General features: G+C 49.8%; 17 protein-coding genes and 1 tRNA gene. 8 read left to right on the forward strand and 10 right to left on the reverse strand.

Going from position 1 to position 20102, the window contains the following annotated elements:
• Positions 1-6: 6 nt before the first annotated feature.
• The 3 genes from H6G00_RS10850 to H6G00_RS10860 form a co-directional block, all read right to left on the reverse strand.
• Complete coding sequence (locus H6G00_RS10850) at positions 7-174, reverse strand: hypothetical protein (RefSeq protein ID WP_190796733.1); 168 nt, start codon at positions 172-174, stop codon at positions 7-9.
• Entirely contained in the window at positions 149-1522 is a 1374-nt protein-coding gene (locus H6G00_RS10855) for an HlyD family type I secretion periplasmic adaptor subunit (RefSeq protein WP_190796734.1), read from the reverse strand. The genes H6G00_RS10850 and H6G00_RS10855 overlap by 26 nt, the downstream gene beginning before the upstream one ends.
• Before the next feature lie 383 nt (positions 1523-1905).
• Entirely contained in the window at positions 1906-2559 is a 654-nt protein-coding gene (locus H6G00_RS10860; RefSeq protein ID WP_190796735.1) for a DUF4439 domain-containing protein, read from the reverse strand.
• 293 nt (positions 2560-2852) lie between these two features.
• Here H6G00_RS10860 and H6G00_RS10865 point away from each other — a divergent pair, with 293 nt between their 5' ends.
• Complete coding sequence (locus H6G00_RS10865; RefSeq protein ID WP_190642110.1) at positions 2853-5123, forward strand: transglycosylase domain-containing protein; 2271 nt, start codon at positions 2853-2855, stop codon at positions 5121-5123.
• A 322-nt stretch (positions 5124-5445) separates the two neighbouring features.
• A complete protein-coding gene (locus H6G00_RS10870; RefSeq protein WP_190642109.1) occupies positions 5446-5742 on the forward strand; it encodes an RNA-binding protein in 297 nt (98 codons plus the stop codon).
• A 509-nt stretch (positions 5743-6251) separates the two neighbouring features.
• Here H6G00_RS10870 and fba read toward each other — a convergent pair.
• The 4 genes from fba to H6G00_RS10890 all read right to left on the reverse strand — a co-directional run bounded on the left by fba (position 6252) and on the right by H6G00_RS10890 (position 10937).
• The gene (gene fba, locus H6G00_RS10875; protein ID WP_190642108.1) at positions 6252-7331 is read right to left on the reverse strand and encodes a class II fructose-bisphosphate aldolase; all 1080 of its coding nucleotides are present in this window, start codon (positions 7329-7331) and stop codon (positions 6252-6254) included.
• Positions 7332-7543: 212 nt separating this feature from the next.
• Positions 7544-7615 (reverse strand) — tRNA-Lys (locus tag H6G00_RS10880).
• 153 nt (positions 7616-7768) lie between these two features.
• Positions 7769-9679 carry a ShlB/FhaC/HecB family hemolysin secretion/activation protein gene (locus tag H6G00_RS10885; protein ID WP_206757008.1) on the reverse strand — a complete coding sequence of 637 codons (1911 nt, stop codon included), beginning with the start codon at positions 9677-9679 and terminating at the stop codon, positions 7769-7771.
• 88 nt (positions 9680-9767) lie between these two features.
• On the reverse strand, positions 9768-10937 hold the full coding sequence (locus tag H6G00_RS10890; RefSeq protein WP_190682916.1) for a DNA double-strand break repair nuclease NurA: 1170 nt from the start codon (positions 10935-10937) through the stop codon (positions 9768-9770).
• A 245-nt stretch (positions 10938-11182) separates the two neighbouring features.
• Between H6G00_RS10890 and chlP the strand changes: the two genes are divergently transcribed.
• From chlP to H6G00_RS10905, 3 genes are all read left to right on the forward strand, one after another.
• A complete protein-coding gene (gene chlP, locus H6G00_RS10895) occupies positions 11183-12406 on the forward strand; it encodes a geranylgeranyl reductase (protein WP_190642106.1) in 1224 nt (407 codons plus the stop codon).
• Between the two features lie 116 nt (positions 12407-12522).
• The gene (locus tag H6G00_RS10900; protein ID WP_190642105.1) at positions 12523-13404 is read left to right on the forward strand and encodes a PfkB family carbohydrate kinase; all 882 of its coding nucleotides are present in this window, start codon (positions 12523-12525) and stop codon (positions 13402-13404) included.
• A 654-nt stretch (positions 13405-14058) separates the two neighbouring features.
• On the forward strand, positions 14059-14949 hold the full coding sequence (locus H6G00_RS10905) for a 3'(2'),5'-bisphosphate nucleotidase CysQ (RefSeq protein ID WP_347277312.1): 891 nt from the start codon (positions 14059-14061) through the stop codon (positions 14947-14949).
• Positions 14950-15013: 64 nt separating this feature from the next.
• Here H6G00_RS10905 and H6G00_RS10910 read toward each other — a convergent pair whose 3' ends face one another.
• Together H6G00_RS10910 and H6G00_RS10915 are read right to left on the reverse strand one after the other, a co-directional pair.
• Positions 15014-15661 (reverse strand): class I SAM-dependent methyltransferase, encoded by a 648-nt coding sequence (locus tag H6G00_RS10910; protein ID WP_190642104.1) that lies wholly within the window; start codon positions 15659-15661, stop codon positions 15014-15016.
• A 417-nt stretch (positions 15662-16078) separates the two neighbouring features.
• Complete coding sequence (locus H6G00_RS10915) at positions 16079-16477, reverse strand: AbrB family transcriptional regulator (RefSeq protein ID WP_190642103.1); 399 nt, start codon at positions 16475-16477, stop codon at positions 16079-16081.
• A 738-nt stretch (positions 16478-17215) separates the two neighbouring features.
• Between H6G00_RS10915 and H6G00_RS10920 the strand changes: the two genes are divergently transcribed.
• From H6G00_RS10920 to hisIE, 3 genes are all read left to right on the forward strand, one after another.
• Positions 17216-17659 carry an RrF2 family transcriptional regulator gene (locus H6G00_RS10920; protein WP_190796736.1) on the forward strand — a complete coding sequence of 148 codons (444 nt, stop codon included), beginning with the start codon at positions 17216-17218 and terminating at the stop codon, positions 17657-17659.
• A 74-nt stretch (positions 17660-17733) separates the two neighbouring features.
• Positions 17734-18066, forward strand: a complete 333-nt coding sequence (locus tag H6G00_RS10925) for a KGK domain-containing protein (RefSeq protein WP_190796737.1) — start codon at positions 17734-17736, stop codon at positions 18064-18066.
• Positions 18067-18167: 101 nt separating this feature from the next.
• On the forward strand, positions 18168-18818 hold the full coding sequence (gene hisIE, locus H6G00_RS10930) for a bifunctional phosphoribosyl-AMP cyclohydrolase/phosphoribosyl-ATP diphosphatase HisIE (RefSeq protein WP_190796738.1): 651 nt from the start codon (positions 18168-18170) through the stop codon (positions 18816-18818).
• Positions 18819-18862: 44 nt separating this feature from the next.
• Here hisIE and H6G00_RS10935 read toward each other — a convergent pair whose 3' ends face one another.
• Positions 18863-19948, reverse strand: a complete 1086-nt coding sequence (locus tag H6G00_RS10935; RefSeq protein WP_190796739.1) for a class I fructose-bisphosphate aldolase — start codon at positions 19946-19948, stop codon at positions 18863-18865.
• Between the last annotated feature and the right edge of the window lie 154 nt (positions 19949-20102).

The following is a 20102-nucleotide window of genomic DNA, read 5'->3' on the forward strand; positions in this document are numbered from 1 at the left end:
GGAAAACTAAAATACGCCGATCGATCGCGTCGGAAATAGCCGAAGCAGCGTCAGGAAAATTATTCTCAAACTGATAGGCACTTGCAGATTGCTTAATCGGTTAGATCTTGCGCTGCTTAAGGATGTTGGCGATCGCATCAACACCCCATCAACGAGTTGAAAAGGCTTCGTCAAAGCGACGAGTCACAGGCTCAATCAGGAATGTCAGGACTGATTTTTGGCGAGTCACGATTTCTGCGGTGGCAGCCATGCCGGGAACCAACTCAACGGGCTTGCCCTGCACAGCCACAGAAGTGCGGTTTAACTTGACCCGTGTCGTAAAAACCAAACCCAAGTCTTCGTCGAGCGTGGCGTTGGGGCTAACCTGCATGACTTCGCCCTCAATCGTGCCAAACTCCTGAAATGGGAAGGTTGCGACTTTGATCTTTGCCCGCATTCCTTCTTCGATGAAACCGATGTCCCGGTTCAGCACCTTGACCTCTAGCATCAAGTCTTCGCCTGCGGGCAAGATGGACAGTATTTCTTCACCCGGTTCAATGGTGCGTTCTGCTAGTGTCGTTTCGATGTTGTAAATTCTGCCAGAAATAGGCGCACGAATAGTTTGTCCATCGGTTTTGATGGTCGCTTCATTCAACTGCCCTTCAATGTTTGACAACTCTTCCTGGCGTTGGGTGAGTTGAGTCAAAATTTCACTGCGCCGCTGTGATTCCAGGCTTTCAGCAGTCTGCTGTGCCGCTTGATAAGCCTGCTGTGCCTGCTGGATGGCTTGCTCTTGACCCGCGATTTCTTGCCCTAGCGAGGCAACTCGGTCTTGGGCTTCGGTCAGCCGATCTTTAGCTTCCAGATAGTCAAATCGGGGAATGGCTCCCTCCACTAAACCACGCAGACTAGCTTCTCGTTCGCGAGCATTTTCCAGCGTTTCTCCAGCGTTAATCAAATTTTCTTGCAGTCGAGCCAGTTGGGATCGGGCTTCATTCACTGCCGCTGCTTGACGATTTACGTCGGCGATCGCCGCTCCCCGACGCGTATCAAAGTCTCCTAGCCGAGCCGCCAATAGCTGATCTTGCACGGCATTGCCAGTCGATGTTTCACCTGTCCGCTCAGCTTCCAATCGAGCCAGATCTTGACGAACTAGCTCTGCGGCTGATTGCAGGCGATCGACTTCTGCTTGAGACAGGGTGGGGTCTTGCTCAACCAGGATGTCTCCCTGTTTGACTTCATCGCCTTCCTGCACTTTGATCTCACGGATTACGCCACCTTCGAGCGATCGCACCGGGCGCACCTGGGTAGAGGGGATCAGTTCTCCTTGAGCAACCGCCACCTCATCTACTCTGCTGTAATGCGCCCAGGCGATCGCCCCTACGACTAAAATGCTGATACTTCCGGCTAGCAGCCGCGTGTAAAGAGGCGGCAATTGGCGAACGGCTTTACCCAACTCGTAAGACAGGTAATCTTCGGGGTTGACAAACTGCTGTCGGGTCTGGCGAGTTTGAGCGGCGGAAGTCGGCTGAGAAGAATCCATATTTAAGCAATCTCGTTCAAACAGATTTTCTGACGTTTAGATCCTAGTGGCTATCCCGGAGATAGACTTATTTCTTCATCTAAGGTTTCCCAATTTTTCAGTAAATCTCATGACCTTACCTTCAGGCTTCCTGCATGAATCATTTTTTGAAGCGTGAATGGTGGCGTGGCGAAGTCGCATCGCCATTCACGCTTTTTTGTATAAAGCTGAGTATTTTGAGTGCTCCGTGTACGCAGGGCGCGCTCAAAATACCCGGACTTGAAAAGAATTAGCGTTAAAAAAAGAGACATACATTGCTGTATGCCTCCTGATCTTGGAGAGAAAAATTGAAGCGTTGTTTCTGTAGAAATCCAGTTACGCGGGAGGTTAGGTGCAACTCAACGTTAGACCTTTAGAATCCAGGCTTCACGAGTGTCTGCACTGACAAACGGAGCAGGAACGTAGGGGATGTCAACGCCCAAGGAAACAAAGGCAGCACGAATTGCAGTGGCATGGGCTGTTTCGGTAGAGCCAATGCTGGCACCTGCCGTCACCAATTCAGGAGCACCGAGTTTAGCGACTTCGTTGGCATAGGCGATCGCCGCATCTACTTCCAGCGCTAGCGCCAACTTGGCAATATTCACATCCGAGTCCAAAGCACCTTCTCCGGCTTCCAGGTAAGAAGACAGGTCATAGCTTTCCTCAGCCATCACGGGAGTTCCACCCAGGCTAGTAATCACTGATGTTAGAGTATCTCGGTGAACCATGTGGTCAGCCTGGTTTTTCAGCGCCAGTGCCAAAACTGCCTGACCGACTTCAGTGTCACTTAAAGCACCTGCGGCAAAGCCATAGGCCCAAATTGCCTGGTGCTCATAATAGAGTGCGCCGTTCAAAACTTCCCTATCGCGGCGGCGTCCAGCTTGAGCAGGGCGGGCCGTAATAGCCGATAGCCCCAATGCGCCTGATACTCCGGCGAGCGCTCCCCCAAATAGCACACCCCGTCGAGAAATACTGCGGTGGGAAGTAGGTTCAATCAGCAAAAAATTCTCTTTCGTCATAATAGATCCAGTTCTCCTCTAGACTCAGCAGGTAAGCAAATAATTGATTTAGGCTCGACAGGCTTCACGACAAGCTAGACTACGAACGCAAAAACCAGAGGAACAGCCGCAAAGCTGCTTCCCTCAGGGTGAAGTGCCAACTTACCCTTGCCAATCTAGAAAGATATACGCGTCACCGAGCAGTTTGGATTTGCCCACCCTGATACAACAAGTAGAATGGTTGGAAGTGCAGTCCGAAACCCTCGCAGATTTAGCTGTTTTTATCTTCTGTATAACTTTTGCCCTAACGTCGCATGACTCCTCCTCAGTCGCCTCAAAAACCACCCAATTCACCAAAAACTTTGCTGGGTGCTATCACTCAGGCTGTGCAAACTGTTCAGGCAAGGGTCGATTTTTCTAAACTTGCGCTGAAGCCAGATGCAAAGGTACCAGAACTGTGGGTGCAGGAGGCAGACGCAGACAAAGCTGAGGTTTATCCACTGCTGGGCGATCGCTACCTGCTGGGACGCAGCTCTAAATCTTGCGATATCGTGGTGCGAAATCCGGTGATTAGCCAGATTCACCTCTCCCTTACGCGCGACAGCAAACAGGGCAACGCCGCCTTCAAGATTAAGGACGAAAACTCCACCAACGGCATCTATCGCGGCAAACGCAGAGTCACCGAGACGACCCTGCGCCATGGCGACGTTTTTACGTTGGGGCCGCCAGAGTTAGCGGCTTCTGTGCGCGTTCAATACGTTTATCCGCCTCCCTGGTACATCAAAACAGCGCAGTATGGGCTATATGGACTAACCGGAGCAACTGCTCTGGTCGCGATGTGGATTGGGGTGGAATGGCAACGTTTCTCCGTTCGCCCCCTGCCCGAATCGGTTCAAGGTCCGGTCGTTGTTCTAGCCCGCGACGGTCAAACCCCTCTACAGCCGATTCGGAATGAGGCACACCTGGAGCTAGAGCAACTATCCAACTTTTCGCCCTATCTGCCGGATGCCGTCATTGCCTCTGAAGATTCTCGGTTTAACTGGCATCTGGGCGTTGACCCAATCGGCATCCTGCGTGCTTTAGTGACGAACGTTTCTAGCGGTGAAATTCGCGAAGGTGCCAGCACCGTTACTCAGCAGCTTGCTCGCAGCATCTTCCAGGAATATGTTGGGCGGGAAGACTCGGCGGGTCGCAAAATTCGTGAGGCGATCGTTGCGCTAAAGCTGGAAACTTTCCATAGCAAAGATTTCCTCATGCTGACCTACTTAAACCGGGTTTATTTAGGTAACGGTAACTATGGATTTGAGGATGCGGCTCAGTTTTATTTTGGAAAATCTGCCGCTGACCTGACGCTGTCTGAAGCCGCCACACTGGTAGGAATTTTGCCAGCACCCAACAGCTTTAACCCAGTTCAGGACTATCAAGCCGCTGTGGAACTGCGCGATCGCATCCTCACTCGCATGGCAGCTCAAGGCATGGTCAGCCAGGAAGAAGCCCAGCGGGCCAGGCGATCGCGCATCGAGATTAACCCAGAGGCGATCGAAGAACTGGAAAGCACAATCGCGCCCTACTTTTATGGTCAAGTTTTTAACGAATTGGAGACGCTTTTAGGCGCAGAGTTGGCTCAAGAAGGAAACTTCATCGTTGAAAGCAGTCTTGATCCCCAAATTCAAGCTCAGGCGGAAACTAGCCTTCAGGGTGCAGTGGGAAACGATGGATTAAACTATGGCTTTTCTCAAGGGGCGATTGTCACGCTCAACTCCAGCACCGGAGAGGTACTTGCCCTGGTCGGTGGTACCAACTACCAGGAAAGCCAGTTTAATCGCGCAAGTCAGGCTCTGCGACAGCCCGGATCAACTTTTAAGGTATTTGCCTACGCCGCTGCTTTAGAGCGCGGAATTTCACCTGGACAGTCCTACTCCTGTGCTCCTCTAGATTGGGGTGGTCAAACCTTCGCAGGTTGCCGTTCGGGTGCAGGTAGCATGGATATGTACACAGGTTTAGCTCTGTCTGAAAACGCGGTTGCGCTCCGAATTGCTCAAGAAGTTGGGCTAGATAACGTAGTGTCTGTCGCTCGGCGAATGGGAGTTGACTCTGAACTTAATCCAGTCCCTGGGTTGGTTTTAGGGCAAAGTGAAGCGACCCTGCTAGAAATGACTGGCGCGTTCGCCGTTTTTGCCAACCAGGGACAAAGAAATCGTCCCCACACGATTGGTCGTATCCTCGACAGCAGTGATTGTGGCAACCCTGAGGACTTAAGCACCTGCCGAGTGATCTACGACTACGCCCAGGATGCTGAATCTAACTTACCTGTCATAAACCCTCAAGTCGCAGATACAATGACCGATTTGCTCCAGGGTGTGATCCAGAGTGGCACGGGACGCGGAGCAGCCGTAGGCCGAGGTGAGGCTGGAAAAACAGGGACAACGAATGACAACGTAGACCTCTGGTTTATCGGCTACATTCCCAGACAAGAACTAGTTACAGGGGTTTGGTTAGGAAACGATGACAACACACCGACTTCTGGCAGTAGCGCTCAAGCAGCTCAAATTTGGGGTGACTATATGAGCCAAGTCAGGCAGTAAACCAAGTAGGTCGCTTCCTAAACTGGGTCAAACCCGGATTAGACAGTATTTTGGCAAACCTGTGCAGAAATATACAAGCCCAGCTTCTGTAGAAAGGTGTTCATCGCATCTTTACAGAAGCTTGTTTTTGGATATACTTCTTATCAATCTTTCCTAAAAAAGATAGGTAGGATTTTATGACATGCTGCTGTCATTGACTGAGAGATCAGCTATGATCACAGCGAAACAAGTTCAATAGCAGAATTGGGGTATGTCCGAATTAAACGCACTACCCTAAATCGCTCTGAATGGCACCTTTACATCACTTGGTTTGGAGAGGATCGTGACTATTTACATTGGCAACCTGTCTTTTCAGGCTACCGAAGAAGACTTACGTGAAGTATTTGCTGAATACGGTAAGGTTAGCCGGATCAGCCTCCCTACAGACCGCGAAACAGGCAGAAAAAGAGGTTTTGCCTTTGTGGAGATGGAGGACGAATCCAAAGAGGACTTAGCAATCTCTGAGCTTGACGGTGCCGAATGGCTAGGTCGAGAGATCAGAGTCAACAAGGCTAAACCCCGTGAAGGCGGAGGAGGGAACGTGGGCCGTAAGAACGGCGGAAGCTTTTCTAGAAGCTAAAGTTACTTCCCTTCAATCTTCTACAGCCGAGCGCAGTAGAGAACCTAAGTAGCAGAATCAGGATGATTTCCGGCTCTGGTGTCCGGCTCCACTAGCTACTAAGGAATCTTTGCGTCGTTTGGTTAACGAAGACTCCAAGCAACAGATTGTTGCTGACAGCGATCGCTGCCTGCTAGGAGCAATCTCCATCAAAGTACCCTTTTACTAGCATCTTATACTCTTGCTTGGCTTGCCTCTAGCTTATGGTAGAGTTCCCATTCTTGAGTGGAAGCTAACGAGAGCACAGAAGCTTTAGGTGCTGTTACATAATAACGTTTCTCTAAAAATGGGACACAGATGGGAGGAGTGCCCTTCCAGCTGTGTCCCTAATTTTTGGAATTGGACAAGAAAGCAAAGCGTAGAGGCGAGTCCCCTACGCTTTGCTTTTAGCTTAAGTAATGGCAGCTTAAAGAAAACAGCTTATCGACAGAAGCGCATCCTGCAACACAAAATGCGCCCCCATCAATAAACTACACAGAAACAGTAGCCTTGGTGATGGCGTTGAGTTCACCCTTGGCGTACTTAGCAGCAAAATCATCCAGGGAAACTTGCTTGATGCCGCTTGCCTGACCAGCTGTTCCAAAAGCTTCGTAGCGATCGGAGCAGACTTTTTGCATGTACTTGATTGAGGGCTTGAGGAAGTGGCGGGGGTCAAACTCTTTAGTGTTTTGTGCCAAAGCTTCCCGAACCGCAGCTGTAATAGCCAAACGGTTGTCCGTGTCGATGTTCACCTTGCGAACACCGCTCTTGATGCCCTTTTGAATTTCTTCAACAGGTACACCGTAGGTTTCGGGGATGGTGCCACCGTACTGGTTGATGATCGCAATCAGATCTTCAGGAACGGAGGAAGAACCGTGCATTACCAAGTGGGTGTTAGGCAAACGACGGTGAATCTCTTCGATGCGGCTGATTGCCAAAATTTCACCAGTCGGCTTACGAGTGAACTTGTAAGCTCCGTGGCTGGTGCCAATTGCCACTGCCAGTGCATCAACCTGGGTCTGCTCAACGAAATCAACAGCCTGGTCAGGATCAGTTAACAGCTGGTCATGAGACAGCTTGCCCTCAAAACCATGACCGTCTTCCTTGTCACCCATACCGGTTTCCAAAGAACCCAAGCAACCCAGTTCACCCTCGACGCTAACGCCGATGGAGTGAGCTACCTTGACCACTTCACGAGTCACATCAACGTTGTACTCGTAGCTGGCTGGGGTTTTTGCGTCTCCTTCCAGAGAGCCATCCATCATCACGCTGGTGAAACCCTGGCGCATCGCAGAATAGCAGGTCGCAGGCTCATTGCCGTGGTCTTGGTGCATGGCAATGGGAATGTGAGGATAGGTTTCAACCGCAGCCAAAATTAGGTGGCGCAAGAAATTTTCCCCAGCATATTTGCGAGCACCGCGAGATGCCTGCAAAATTACAGGGCTATTTGTCTCATGGGCAGCCTGCATGATTGCCTGAATCTGCTCCATGTTGTTGACATTGTAAGCAGGAATGCCGTAGCCATTCTCAGCGGCATGATCGAGCATCAGCCGCATTGGTACGAGCGCCATAGATTATCCTCCTAATACTTCGTCGGTATCAAATCGCTTTTAGACAGTTTTTAACAGTCTCAAATCTTACGATAATCTTAAGGCACTTTTTAGACGAGTGCGAAACGGATTTTAGGAATCCTGATTAGCTGCTCTTACTAAAACAATAATTTCAACTAATTTGATTTAGAAATTCGCCATTCCGCTATTCAAAAAAACACTGTTCAAAAATATGGGTCGCCCGGGATTCGAACCCGGAACTAATCGGTTAAAAGCCGAGTACTCTACCTTTGAGTTAGCGACCCATCACTACTAGTTTATCAGCTAAATCTAACGGTTTTCGCGTTAAATTTACTTCCCTGATTGCCGTTTACCAACATATCACATCCTTTGCTCAAGTTGTATAGGTTAATGAAAAGTTTCGGCAAAAAAATAGCACTATTTGTCGAGGTGCAGATTCAAGGTCGGAAGTTGATGCTGAAGTAAAAGCCGTAGTCTTGGGCGTTTTCGCCGCGCTCGCTCAAGTCAACCAGGGGCAGGGCCGCATCTAGCCGAATGGCGAAATCGGGCAAAGGCTCCCAGATTAGTCCCAGACCCACTCCTGCTAAGAAGGTTTGCTCGGGAAGTTGGTTGGGGTTGTCGTCAGAATTCCAGACTGAGCCGATTTCTGCAAATGGAGCAAGCTGGAGAATGGGAATGCCTGCCTCGTCGCGTTGGAGCGCAGTGCGATTTTCAACTGAAAACCGGAAGCCGTTGTCTCCAGAGCGAGCATTTTGGCGATAGCCTCGGAGCGACTGTCCGCCACCGATTACAAAGATCTGAGAGGGCAGCAAGCTATCGGGAGTTAACTGCATATCTGCCTGCATGATCAGCAGGTTGTCAGGATTTAAAACTTGTACCCGCTGCGCCTGTCCCAACCAGCTAAAGAAGCGTCCATCGGGGATTGGCTCAGGGTTGATGGTGGCATCAAGCAGGTCAATGCCCAGACTGAACTGTGATCGCAGTGCCCAGGCTCCCCGCACGTCTCGCCGCACGTAGTCTTGCCCAAATCGGATAACGCTGGTGCTGCTTCTGCCCTGCTCATCAGGTCCAAACTGGAAGGGTGTAGGAATGTCAGAAATAAACGTTTGCCCGTCCTGGTGGGTGAAGCCGAGGGAGAGGGCAAATTCTTCGCGGGGCGATCGCACCAGCGGTTGGCGGAAACTGATTTCGTACAGGTCGGAATTTCCTTCAATGTTCAGAAATGAAAATTCTGGGTCAGTCACGCGGTAGTCAGTCGGTGAGTAGCGAAGCTGAAGGGTGCCATTCATGGGATTGAGCGGCACCCGATAGCTAAAGTCAAGAATGTTAGAGCCGCCTGTCGTTGAGCGATAATACGCAGCCGCTAATTCATCACCCAACCCCGTCGGGCTACGATAGCGCAAGTCAACGCCAAGTCGCTCGGAACCAATGCCAGGGGGAGAGAAGTTATCAATGCTGAAACTGCTGACAAACGGATCTGCTTCGGTCACTCTCACCGTGAGAATGCTTTGACCCAAGCCACTTCCTGCTCGGAGGCTGGCTTCTACATTGTCAAACAGCGGGTCTAGCCGCAGGAGGCGCAGTTGGTCTTCTAGTTCTGCTTGGTTGAGTGGAGTGCTGGCTCCAAGTTCAACGCGAGCGCGCACATAGGATGAGTTAACGCGCTCAGTGCCTTCAATTTCGATGCTTTCTAGCGAACCTTCTACCACCACAATCTGCACGACTCCATCAGTGATGGTCTGGTCTGCTACGACTGCTCTGGAGGTAATGTACCCCTGATCAAGGTAGAGCTGAGTAATTGCATCTGCGACGGTAATCAGTTCTTCACGGGTCAGCGATCGCCCTTCAAACGGCTCTACGACGGGCGCAAAGTCATTTTCATCAAATACTGTGCTGCCTACTACCTCAATTTGACGTACCTCAATTTGAACCGAGGAGTTATCTGGCACAGGTGGCGTTGCTTCTGATTCTGGCTCTGGCTCTGGTTCTGGTGTCTCTGTTCCCTCAACAGGTGCGACCGGAGTTTCTTCCTCAGGTGTGACCGGAATTGGAGCAGGAGCTGGCTGCAAGAAGCGATCGTCTGGGTCGGGCAAAGTTTCTGGACCAGCAGGAACTTGTCCCAGTTGCAGCCATTCTGGACTGTCAATTTGAGGAGCTTCAGCCTGAGGAATTTCAGCCTGAGGATTGTCGGGATTGAGAGCCGTTTCAATTGGGCTTGGTACAGCTGCCGCGCTCGAAGCAAGGCAAGCTGTTATCCCTGGAATTGAAACCCCACACCAAAATGCCAAAAGCCTGAAATGCCAGCGCATAAACGCCTGCGTCTCCAATTTCTCGGAAAGGTCATGCAAAGACTACCAGAGTTATTAAACTCCATTCCGGAAGATCCTCCAATTTTCTGTTTATTTACAGAATATGGGTGATACAGGATATGGGTGATCAGCGGCGACGGACTTTGCTCACCATTTTGCGCGAGAAGCGCAGGTTTAGCTGAGCTGCCTCTGCCCAATCTTGCAAAATTCGGAAGAAGGTCTGACGGTCCTCGGCTTGCAGCACAGCGGTTTGGTCGGCAGTTTCAATCACGTAAGGGTAGCCACTGCCGATGATCACTTCACCTCGTACCCAGTCCATGACGCGCTCTAGCAAGCCTGCCTCGTACATCCATAGCGGCATCTCAATGCGGGTGGGGTAGCCTTCTCGCGTCGTTTTGAGGTAAGTGAAAGCAATTTTGTCACGCTGTTCCTGGTAATCTGAAAGGATGCCGAATCGCTGACAGAGAAATAGAGGGGTGCGATCGCCCCACTCCATAAACGGATTAACCAACTGAGCATCGTGAATTGCCCCAACTTCTGGCAGTTTGTAGAGCTTTTGCAGCATCACGGTCAGGTCACGCGCATAGGTCGTATCAACGTAACCTACCAGCGGCACGCGGCACTTCTCGCTGGCGCGGAGTAATTCCAAGAAGCAATCGAGATATTTTTGGCGCAAATCCCGGTCGAAGGCATCTGCGAACGTGCCCACCAGTGATCCGTCAAAAAACACGAGGCAGTCATTGGAGTTGGGGTGTTCCTGAATGTATTGAATCAGCCGCTCTGTTTCCATTTGAAAGCGGCGCAAGTTGACCTTACGGTCAGCGGGTTCACCGCTGTTGCCGACCTGCAACTCACTGGGTGTCATCACATCCAGGGCAATGTCTTTGTTGTAGCTGCCGCTAGGCAAATGCGGATTCTCAAACCAGCCTATCTGCACCAGCGCTACGGGAATTGACAAATCTTTGCCGGGATAGATTTGAGAGCCATCTACTGCAAAGGTGGAAATTCCTATCAGGCGATCGCGCACCCAGTTCAGACTTTGCTCTCGACTTTGCCAGACTAACTTGCAGGGCAAAACGCCATTAGATGCACCATCGAAAGGCTCTAGCGATCGCGCCCCCACCTCAAACGGAAAATCGTCCAGCATACTTTCGAGTTTGGCTGGTGGCAATTTCATCAACTCTGCTAGGGCAGCTTGATACTGCTGCAAAAATTGCCAGGTTTCACGATCAAACGCATTGAACTGCTCGCGTTTGGCATCTAAGATATCGCGAACTTGGGAAGGTTTGAGAGGCATAAGCGGGAGATGGAAATGAGTGGATCGGGGGGTGGGAATTGGGGGTTGTGAGGTTGGGGGGTGAACACTTGTAACGAGAAAAGGTCTTCAAAAGTCTCTTTAGCCCCTAGCCTCCAGTCCTAGCTCCCCATTTCGATATATTAAGCTCTATTTCAATCTGCTTACATCTCCAGGACGAAGTAAAAATCGTCTGGAAGTCCGTGATACGATGCATCGCGTAGCCTTAGAGATGGGAGAAAAAACCTTTGGCACTACGGGTTGCTGTTGTTGGTTCGGGTCCGGCAGGCTCTTCCGCTGCTGAGACTTTAGCAAAAGCTGGAATTGAAACCTATTTATTTGAACGCAAGTTAGACAACGCTAAGCCTTGCGGTGGAGCCATTCCGCTGTGTATGGTGAGCGAATTCGATCTTCCACCCGAAATCATCGACCGCCGCGTTCGCAAGATGAAGATGATCTCGCCGTCTAACGTCGAGGTCAATATTGGGGGCACGTTGACTGACGATGAGTACATCGGCATGTGTCGGCGGGAAGTGTTGGACGGGTTCTTGCGCGATCGCGCCCATAAGCTCGGCGCAAAGCTGATCAATGGGACTGTTCACGCGCTAGAAATTCCGTCAAACAGCACTGATCCTTACACGCTCCACTATGCCGATCATTCCAACGGCAACTTGGAGGGTATTGCTAAAACCCTGCAAGTCGATGTGGTGATTGGTGCGGACGGCGCTAACTCTCGGATTGCTAAGGCGATCGATGCGGGTGACTACAACTATGCGATCGCTTTCCAAGAGCGCATCCGGTTGCCCGAAGACAAGATGGCGTACTACCAGGACTTGGCAGAAATGTACGTGGGAGATGATGTCTCCACGGATTTCTACGCCTGGGTCTTCCCCAAGTATGACCACGTTGCGGTTGGCACTGGCACGATGAAAGTGAACAAAGCCGACATCAAAAAGCTCCAGGCAGGCATCCGCGCCCGTGCTGCAAAGCGCTTGGAAGGCGGTGAAATCATCAAAGTCGAAGCGCATCCGATTCCAGAGCATCCCAGACCTCGCCGAGTGGTTGGTCGGGTAGCGCTAGTGGGCGATGCAGCGGGTACTGTCACCAAGTCTTCGGGTGAAGGCATTTACTTTGCCGCTAAGTCTGCTCGGATGTGCGCTGAAGCGATCGTGGAGTTTTCCAGAAATGGTGAGCGCATTCCCACGGAAGCTGACCTGAAGGTGTACCTGAAGCGGTGGGATAAGATGTACGGCTTGACCTACAAGGTACTTGACCTGCTGCAAACAGTCTTCTATCGTTCCGATGCGACTCGTGAAGCGTTTGTGGAAATGTGCGCCGACATGGATGTGCAGAAACTCACGTTTGACAGCTATCTGTACAAGACGGTAGTTCCTGCGAACCCAATCACGCAGCTTAAAATTACTGCCAAAACGATTGGTAGCTTGCTGCGCGGCAGTGCATTGGCTCCTTAAGCGAGGCATCAGGGCGATCGCCCATTAACAAGAAACGGGGATACCTCCTGTGATACAGGAAGTGTCCCCTGTTTTTTATTGAGTCATTGGTCATTGGCTAACGAGATGAAGGACAGATGACCGACAACAAACACGGTTTATTTGTAGGTTTGGCAACTCTGGATTTAATTTATCTGACAGAGGCATTGCCAACCCAAAATCAGAAGATTGTGGCGCTGGATTACACCGTAGCAGCGGGTGGCCCGGCGACAAATGCGGCAGTTACGTTTGGATATTTGGGCGATCGCCCCACCCTACTCAGTATTTTTGGCGCTCATCCAATTAATCAGCTAGTGCTAGCGGATTTAGAGCAGTGTAGTGTGGCAATCGCTGACCTGAATCCGAAACAATCGGAACCTCTGCCCACCTCTTCGATCATCGTCACTCAGGCAACTGGAGAACGTGCGGTCGTTTCCCTTAACGCAGTCCGGTCGCAGGCTGGTCTGGAGCAAATGGAGCAGGCGTTGGGCGATCGCATTCCCCCAGATAGCCTATCCGGGATTGATATTGTGTTGATTGACGGGCACCAGATGGAAGTCGGGCGAGAAATTGCTCAACGGGCAAAAGCTTCTCAAATTCCTGTTGTCATTGATGGCGGAAGCTGGAAGCCGGGATTTGAGGAAGTTTTGCCCTTAGCGGATTATGTAATCTGCTCCAGCAATTTCCATCCTCCAGGCTGCTCTAGCGCTAAAGAGGTTTTAGTTTATCTAACTCATTTGGGCGTTCCTCACATTGCCATCACTCAGGGCAGAGAACCAATTCAGGCTTTTTGCGAAGGCACTGCCAGCTCAATTCCAGTACCTCAAATTCGTCCTGTAGACACGCTGGGGGCAGGAGACATTTTTCACGGCGCATTTTGTCATTACATCTTGCGGCTCGGTTTTGAGCAGGCGATCGCCGCTTCAGCAAACGTCGCTGCTAAAGCCTGTGAATCATTTGGCACCCGTTCTTGGATGTAAGGATGCGCGATGCTGGGTAAGCAGGGAGAGATGAAGAATGAGCCTTTATCCTTAGTCATCTGCCTTTATTGCAAGCTGATAGTCAGCGATGTTTGGCTGAGTTTAGGGTTCAGTTGAGACAAGATTTTGGATGGTTCTTTTAATCATGCAGTCTAGAGTCTCAAGGATGCAGTTCCGGACTTCAGTGATGGAGTTTGGAGCCTGATTGCTGACAAATCTTTTCGTGTAAGTTGGGTGGAACAACGTGAAACCCAACACCTTCCTGGATTCTGTTGGGTTCTGCTTTGCTTCACCCAACCTACTTTTGTTGATAGTTTTAGAGTTTTATTGAGCAACCAGGTTTTGAACTGAAGTGATGCAGTTTGAAGTTGGAACGATCCGGTTTGGAGTTGGAACGATCCGGTTCTGAACTGAAATGGTGAAGTCTAAAACAGGAATGATGAGGTTTGGAATTAGAATGATGCGACTTAAAACAGGAATGATGCAGTTCTGAACAGGAATGATGAGGTTTGAAACAGGAATGATGCAGTTTGGAATTAGAATGATGGGGTTTAAAGCTGGAATGATGCAGTTTTGAATTGGAATGATGCAGTTCAGACCCTTAATGGCGCAGCGATCGCCACTAACCCTTTTACACTGACTGAGGAAATTTGAGTGCAGAGCCTACAATCGATTGCGGGAACTCCGGTTGAAGATATTTTGGCGATCGCCCGTTCTCTGGGCTGGGGAGCCTCACGCATTTTGCGGTCATACTATCGGGGTGAACCCTGGCAAGATGGCACCGAGCGCGATTTAGAAGTCCAAGAGAAAAAGGATGGCCCCGTGACGGCAGCAGATCTTGCCGTCAACAGCTATATCTTAGACAACCTGCAGGCGGCTTTAGGGACAGAATCGTTTGGCTACCTCAGTGAGGAAACCTACAAAGCCAAAGCTGCGGCGATCGCCAACGAATGGGTGTGGATCATTGACCCACTCGACGGCACCCGTGACTTTATTGATAAGACGGGAGAGTATGCTTTTCACCTGGCTTTGACTCATCAGGGGCGTCCCGTGTTGACCGTAGTGACTTGCCCAGAGTTAGAAAAGCTTTATTACGCAACTTTAGGCGGTGGTGCATTTGTTGAAACGCCTGACGGTGCTACCAGCCCCCTACGAGTATCGGAGCAAAGCCGGATAGAAGATTTGAAACTGGTCGTTAGCCGTAGCCATCGAGACGAGCGCTTCAATAATCTGCTTCAGCAGCTTCCTTGCCAGAACCAGGTTTATGTGGGCAGTGTCGGCGGCAAGATTGCGGCAATTGTGGAACAACGAGCGGATGTTTATCTCTCACTTTCAGGCAAATCGGCTCCCAAAGATTGGGATATGGCTGCGCCAGAGCTAATCTTGACCGAGGCAGGCGGACAATTCACCCACGCTGACGGTACGCCCTTGCAATACAACACGGGTGACGTAAATCAGTGGGGCTGTCTAATCGCCAGCAACGGTACTTTTCATACAGAATTGCGTGCGATCGCCACTCAAATCCTGAATGAAGTAGATAACTAGGTATTGTAGGGGCGTTTCGCGAAACGCCCCTACAATGGGTTTTCGCTTACTTGCTCGACATGGCTTAAGCCTGACGTGAGGCAATCACCGCATAAAAGGGATCGGCTCCAGCAATACCAAACATTTGCAGAAAGCTAGGCGTTGAAGATTGATTTGCAATCACTTCTGGCTGACTAAATCCTGGCACTGAGGCGTAGTAGCCCTTGACTAGCTCGACGCGATCGCCCTCAGACCCATCCCGCCATGCCTGAATCGCTTTCTGGTAGAACATTCGATTGGAAAAGCTAATAATGCAGATACCACCCGGTTTAAGCACCCGGTAAATTTCTGCAAAAATCTGCTCTGGATACTGCAAATACTGTACAGAAACCGTATTCAGAACTGCATCAAAAGATTGGTCAGGCAAGGGCAACACCTGAGTCTGGTTCAAATTCTGCACAAAGTAATGGTCTAGTTGGGGGTTACGCGCTAACTCTTCTGCATTCAGTCCATGCCCTTCGACATGCTCAAACTTCATCTTTTCAGGCAGGTGAGAAACCCAACTGCTCATCATATCAAGGATGCGGGTCTGGGGCTTGAGCCGCTGCTGATAAAGGTTGGTTAGTTGCTGAATGAAGCTGTCATCGACGTGGGTGACAAAGCGCGGATAGTCGTAAAACAGCGTATCGTCTGAATCATCTAACTTTGTGCGTTGAACAGGCTGTAGGGGCATAGCGTGGAAGAAACATAGCGTTACACTTCCAGTTTAAACATCTATCCACTTCACGTAAAAAAAGGGGGAAGGCTTTGCCCTCCCCTCTTTTTTGCCCTAACCTTTACGGCTACAGCTATGAAATGCAGCGTTGCTGATTTGCAGTTTTGCTAGGACGTAAAAGCAAAGCTTTTATCTCTCGAAGTGCTAAAGATAGCAATAACAAAATTTTAGGCGTTGCTGAGGAGGATAACCTCGAATGCAAAATTTGTCTCTATGCCCAAGCTTATCTCTTGAAGCAGCAAAGCCAAATTGTAACTGATCGCTGACTTACTCCAATCTTCTATCAAGCGATCGCAAATTGTCATCAAGAGAGGATTCTGAGCAACCCCAGAAGATTTAAGCTTCCATGAGCTATCTCCTCTAGCGAGGACAAACTTACTCGTCAAAATCTTCTACTAACTCTCCGTCTAGCTGCTTCAGACGAATGTGCTTACGACCCAGAGAAATTTCAAATTCGTCTCCAGGTTTGAGATCCATTTGCTTGGTATAAGCTGAGCCAATCAGCAAATTGCCATTAGATTGGACGCTGATTCTGTAACTAGCGCTACGTCCACCTCGTCCATTATTGCTCTGCTTACCGTCAAGCTGAATTCCTTCTGCATCAATTAGAGCATTCAGGAACTTCATCATGTTGACCCGCTCTACACCGTTTTTAGTGACCGTGTAATAGCCGCATTCTCTAGCCTTTTCTTCTTTGCTCAGATGTTCTAGCTCCTTGACTTTAGCAAGAAGCACTTCACCAGTCAGAGGTTCGATCTTTTTCTTTTTACTCATCAACGTAAATCTGAATTAATCAACAAGGAGTTAGCGTAGCAGTACCCTAGCTGGCGATCGCCAAGGAATTTACAAACCTAGCTTTAGCTCAGCTTTTGAAACTATATTACACTGCTAGAGTCAATTTTCTCACTGAGTTTATATTGGAATGCTGTCTTTTTGATGAGTCTTCTTAAACCGAATATAAATGTGAAGTACTCCTGGCTGTCAAGCCATCCTACAATTCAGCATTGTTGCTTACATTCTGGTAAGGAATTCGTTCTGACAGAATGTTCATCTATAGCAATGCAAGTCAGGTTATGAATACTGCACTCCAGTAGATTAAGCCTTTCAAACCTATTTTGCTGGTTCATTTGTCGATGTTGAAAGGTTTAAGCAGAGTAGCGCTGGCTCCATTCTTGTTCCTGATGTAGCCTAGTGCAGTGAGTTCCACAACTATTCCGGATTGCTATCGCTTCGATTTTTATTCAGATTAAAGCTAAATGTTCAGCAATAGGGCTGTTGCTACAGTCCTAAATAATCTGTAAAAGTACTCATTCTCATACACATCACCCATTTATGCAACGTGCAACTAAAAGTCTAAACCCCTTGATTTTGCGTTAAATCCTGCTTCAAAAAAGTTGCACATTGCGGCATTGCACAAATCATTTAAGGCTACAGTATTCTCAGTTTGTGAACGAGCAGATCAAGTAGTCTGGACTTAGCGCTTGAAAGGATGTGTGAAGGTTTAAAGCTAGCATGAAGCTAACAACTCGCGGACACTATAGCGTCAAGGCAATGCTTGACCTGAGCTTGCAGCCCGAACGAGGGGCTACCTCAGTCAGAGCGATCGCACAGCGCCAAGAGCTACCCGCTCCCTATCTAGAAAAATTGCTGATTGAGCTACGTCGGGCAGGACTGGTTGAATCCATTCGGGGTGCTCAAGGAGGCTATCGGTTAGCGCGATCGCCTGCCCAGATTTCTCTTGGTCAAATCCTCGAAGCCGTCGGCGAAACAGTCGAGCCACTGCCACGTCACTCGCCCGAAGCCGAACAAGCCGAAGACTGGGTCACCTTTAGCCTGTGGCATCGACTCCATCAAAAGCTAAAAGATGCCCTCTACGGTATTTCCCTCGAAGATCTCTACTACGATGCTCGAAGCTGGCAGGCAGCTCAGGGAGAAGCAACGAGCTTTGTCGTTTAGGCGGAACTGCTATCGCTCTTCGGGCTTGGGAATACTGAATTCAACCAGCCTGGAAATCTCCACTGAGGATTGATATGAATCGAGAATTTGAGCCGCTTGAACAAAACGCAATTGTCTATATCAAGGAAAGCGATACGTTAATTTCTGGCTACACCACCTTTGAAGTTTCTGAGTTGGTTGAAGCTATGCAAAACCAAATCGGGCAAAGCGAAAACTGGTTTAAAGGCATAGAGTGCGAAATTTTGAGCCCTAATAGAGGGTTGCATAAAGGCAAGGTGAGGATTGCTTTAGAGTTTTGTGGCGAAGAGCTGGAATTGCTCGAACAAGACGACCATCAGCCTACTCCAAATCTTTCAGAGGACTTGCTCAATGAAGTTTGGCAACTTCTGCTCAACTCAGTTGAATAATTCTGGAAACGGTCAGTTTCGTGCAAGCTCTTTATGGTTGTCAACTTATGGTTGTCAACGTTGGATAATAAAGCGGTAGCTTGTACGAATTTGACAGACCCATGTTAGCGAGCCAATCTGATTCTCCTGCCTTAGCAATTCCCGTTGAACAAATTCAGTACAACGAGCAGGGGCTGGTACCCGCAATTGTGCAGGATTATCTGGATGGAACGGTGCTGATGATGGCGTGGATGAACCGAGAGTCTTTACAAAAGACATTAGACACTGGAGAAACCTGGTTTTGGAGCCGATCGCGAGCATCTCTATGGCACAAAGGTGAAACTTCGGGGCATTTGCAGCAGGTGCGATCGCTGCGATATGACTGTGATAGTGATGCGCTGTTAATTGGCGTGGAGCAAATCGGCGACATTGCCTGCCACACTGGAGAGCGCAGTTGCTTTCATCAAGTGGATAGCGAAGTGAAAGCTCCACCTGCGGATACGTTATCCCAGGTTTATGAGGTGATTTGCGATCGCCGCGATCATCCTAACCCCGATTCCTACACCTGCAAGCTGTTAGCGGGGGGAGACAACAAAATTCTTAAGAAGATTGGGGAAGAATCTGCGGAAGTGGTAATGGCTTGCAAGGACGACGATCCAGAGGCGATCGCAGGTGAAGTAGCCGATTTGTTTTATCACACGCTCGTAGCTCTGGCGCATCATAAAGTAGACATCCGAGATGTTTACCGCAAGCTGCAAGAGCGGCGACGATAAGGTGACTAGGGGATGCTGAGCATCCCCAGTTTTGCTTTTGCGGGTCAGGCGATCGTCACGTCTGGCGACAAATACACGTCCTGGATGGTGTGGAACAACTTCACGCCTTCCTCAAACGGACGCTGAAATGCTTTGCGCCCTGAAATCAAACCACAGCCACCAGCCCGCTTGTTGACTACTGCTGTCCGCACGGCTTCAGCAAAATCATTTTTGCCAGAGGCACCGCCAGAATTGATCAACCCCATCCGCCCGGCGTAGCAGTTGAGTACCTGATAGCGGGTCAGATCGATTGGGTGGTCGGTGGTGAGTTCTGAGTAAACGCGCTTGTCGGTTTTGCCGTAGCTGCTGCCAGTAGCTTCAACGACTGCACCGTAGCCGTTATTGACTTCGGGCAGTTTTTGCTTAATGATATCTGCCTGAATTGTCACGCCAATGTGATTTGCCTGTCCGGTCAGGTCAGCGGCAAGGTGATAGTCTGTGCCGTTTTGCTTGAAGCTGCTGTTTCGCAAATAGCACCAGAGAATGGTTGCCAGACCTAGCTCATGGGCACGAGCAAAGGCTCTGCTGACTTCCTGAATCTGCCGAGCTGACTCTGGTGAGCCAAAGTAAATGGTGGCTCCAACTGCAACTGCGCCCAGATTCCAGGCTTGCTCGACAGAGGCAAACATAATCTGGTCAAACTGGTTAGGGTAGGTCAGCAGTTCGTTGTGGTTGAGCTTGACGATAAAGGGAATTTTGTGGGCGTATTTGCGAGAGACGCTGCCCAAAACTCCTAATGTAGTAGCGACAGCATTGCACTCGGCGGCGATCGCCAGTTTCACAATATTCTCACTGTCAAAGTACATTGGGTTAGGCGCAAACGATGCTGCTGCAGAATGCTCGATCCCCTGATCAACGGGCAGGATCGACAGGTAGCCTGTGTTAGCCAACCGGCCGGACGAGTAAAGCTGCTGAAGGCTGCGAAGCACTTGGGGAGAGCGATCGGTTTGAGCAAAAATCCGGTCTACCCAGTCTGGACCAGGTAGATGCAGCATATCCTTAGAAACCTTGGCACGATGGGTGAGTAAATCTCCTGCTTCGTCACCCAAAACCGCTTCAATTGACTGGGGTGCAGATAAGCTAGTAACCACAACAGTTTCCTCGACAGCTTCTATATTTTCTCCAGGCTAGCGCAAGCTTCCCCCGATCATGCGTCTAATAAGGTTTCTCTAATAAAGAGGCTACAGATGGAAGGGCACCCCCGCGTCGCGAGAGTGCATCCCTGATCTTTTAGTAGGAAAGGAG

It is taken from the genome of Leptolyngbya sp. FACHB-541, from assembly GCF_014695875.1.
Lineage (GTDB): Bacteria > Cyanobacteriota > Cyanobacteriia > Elainellales > Elainellaceae > JAAUTN01.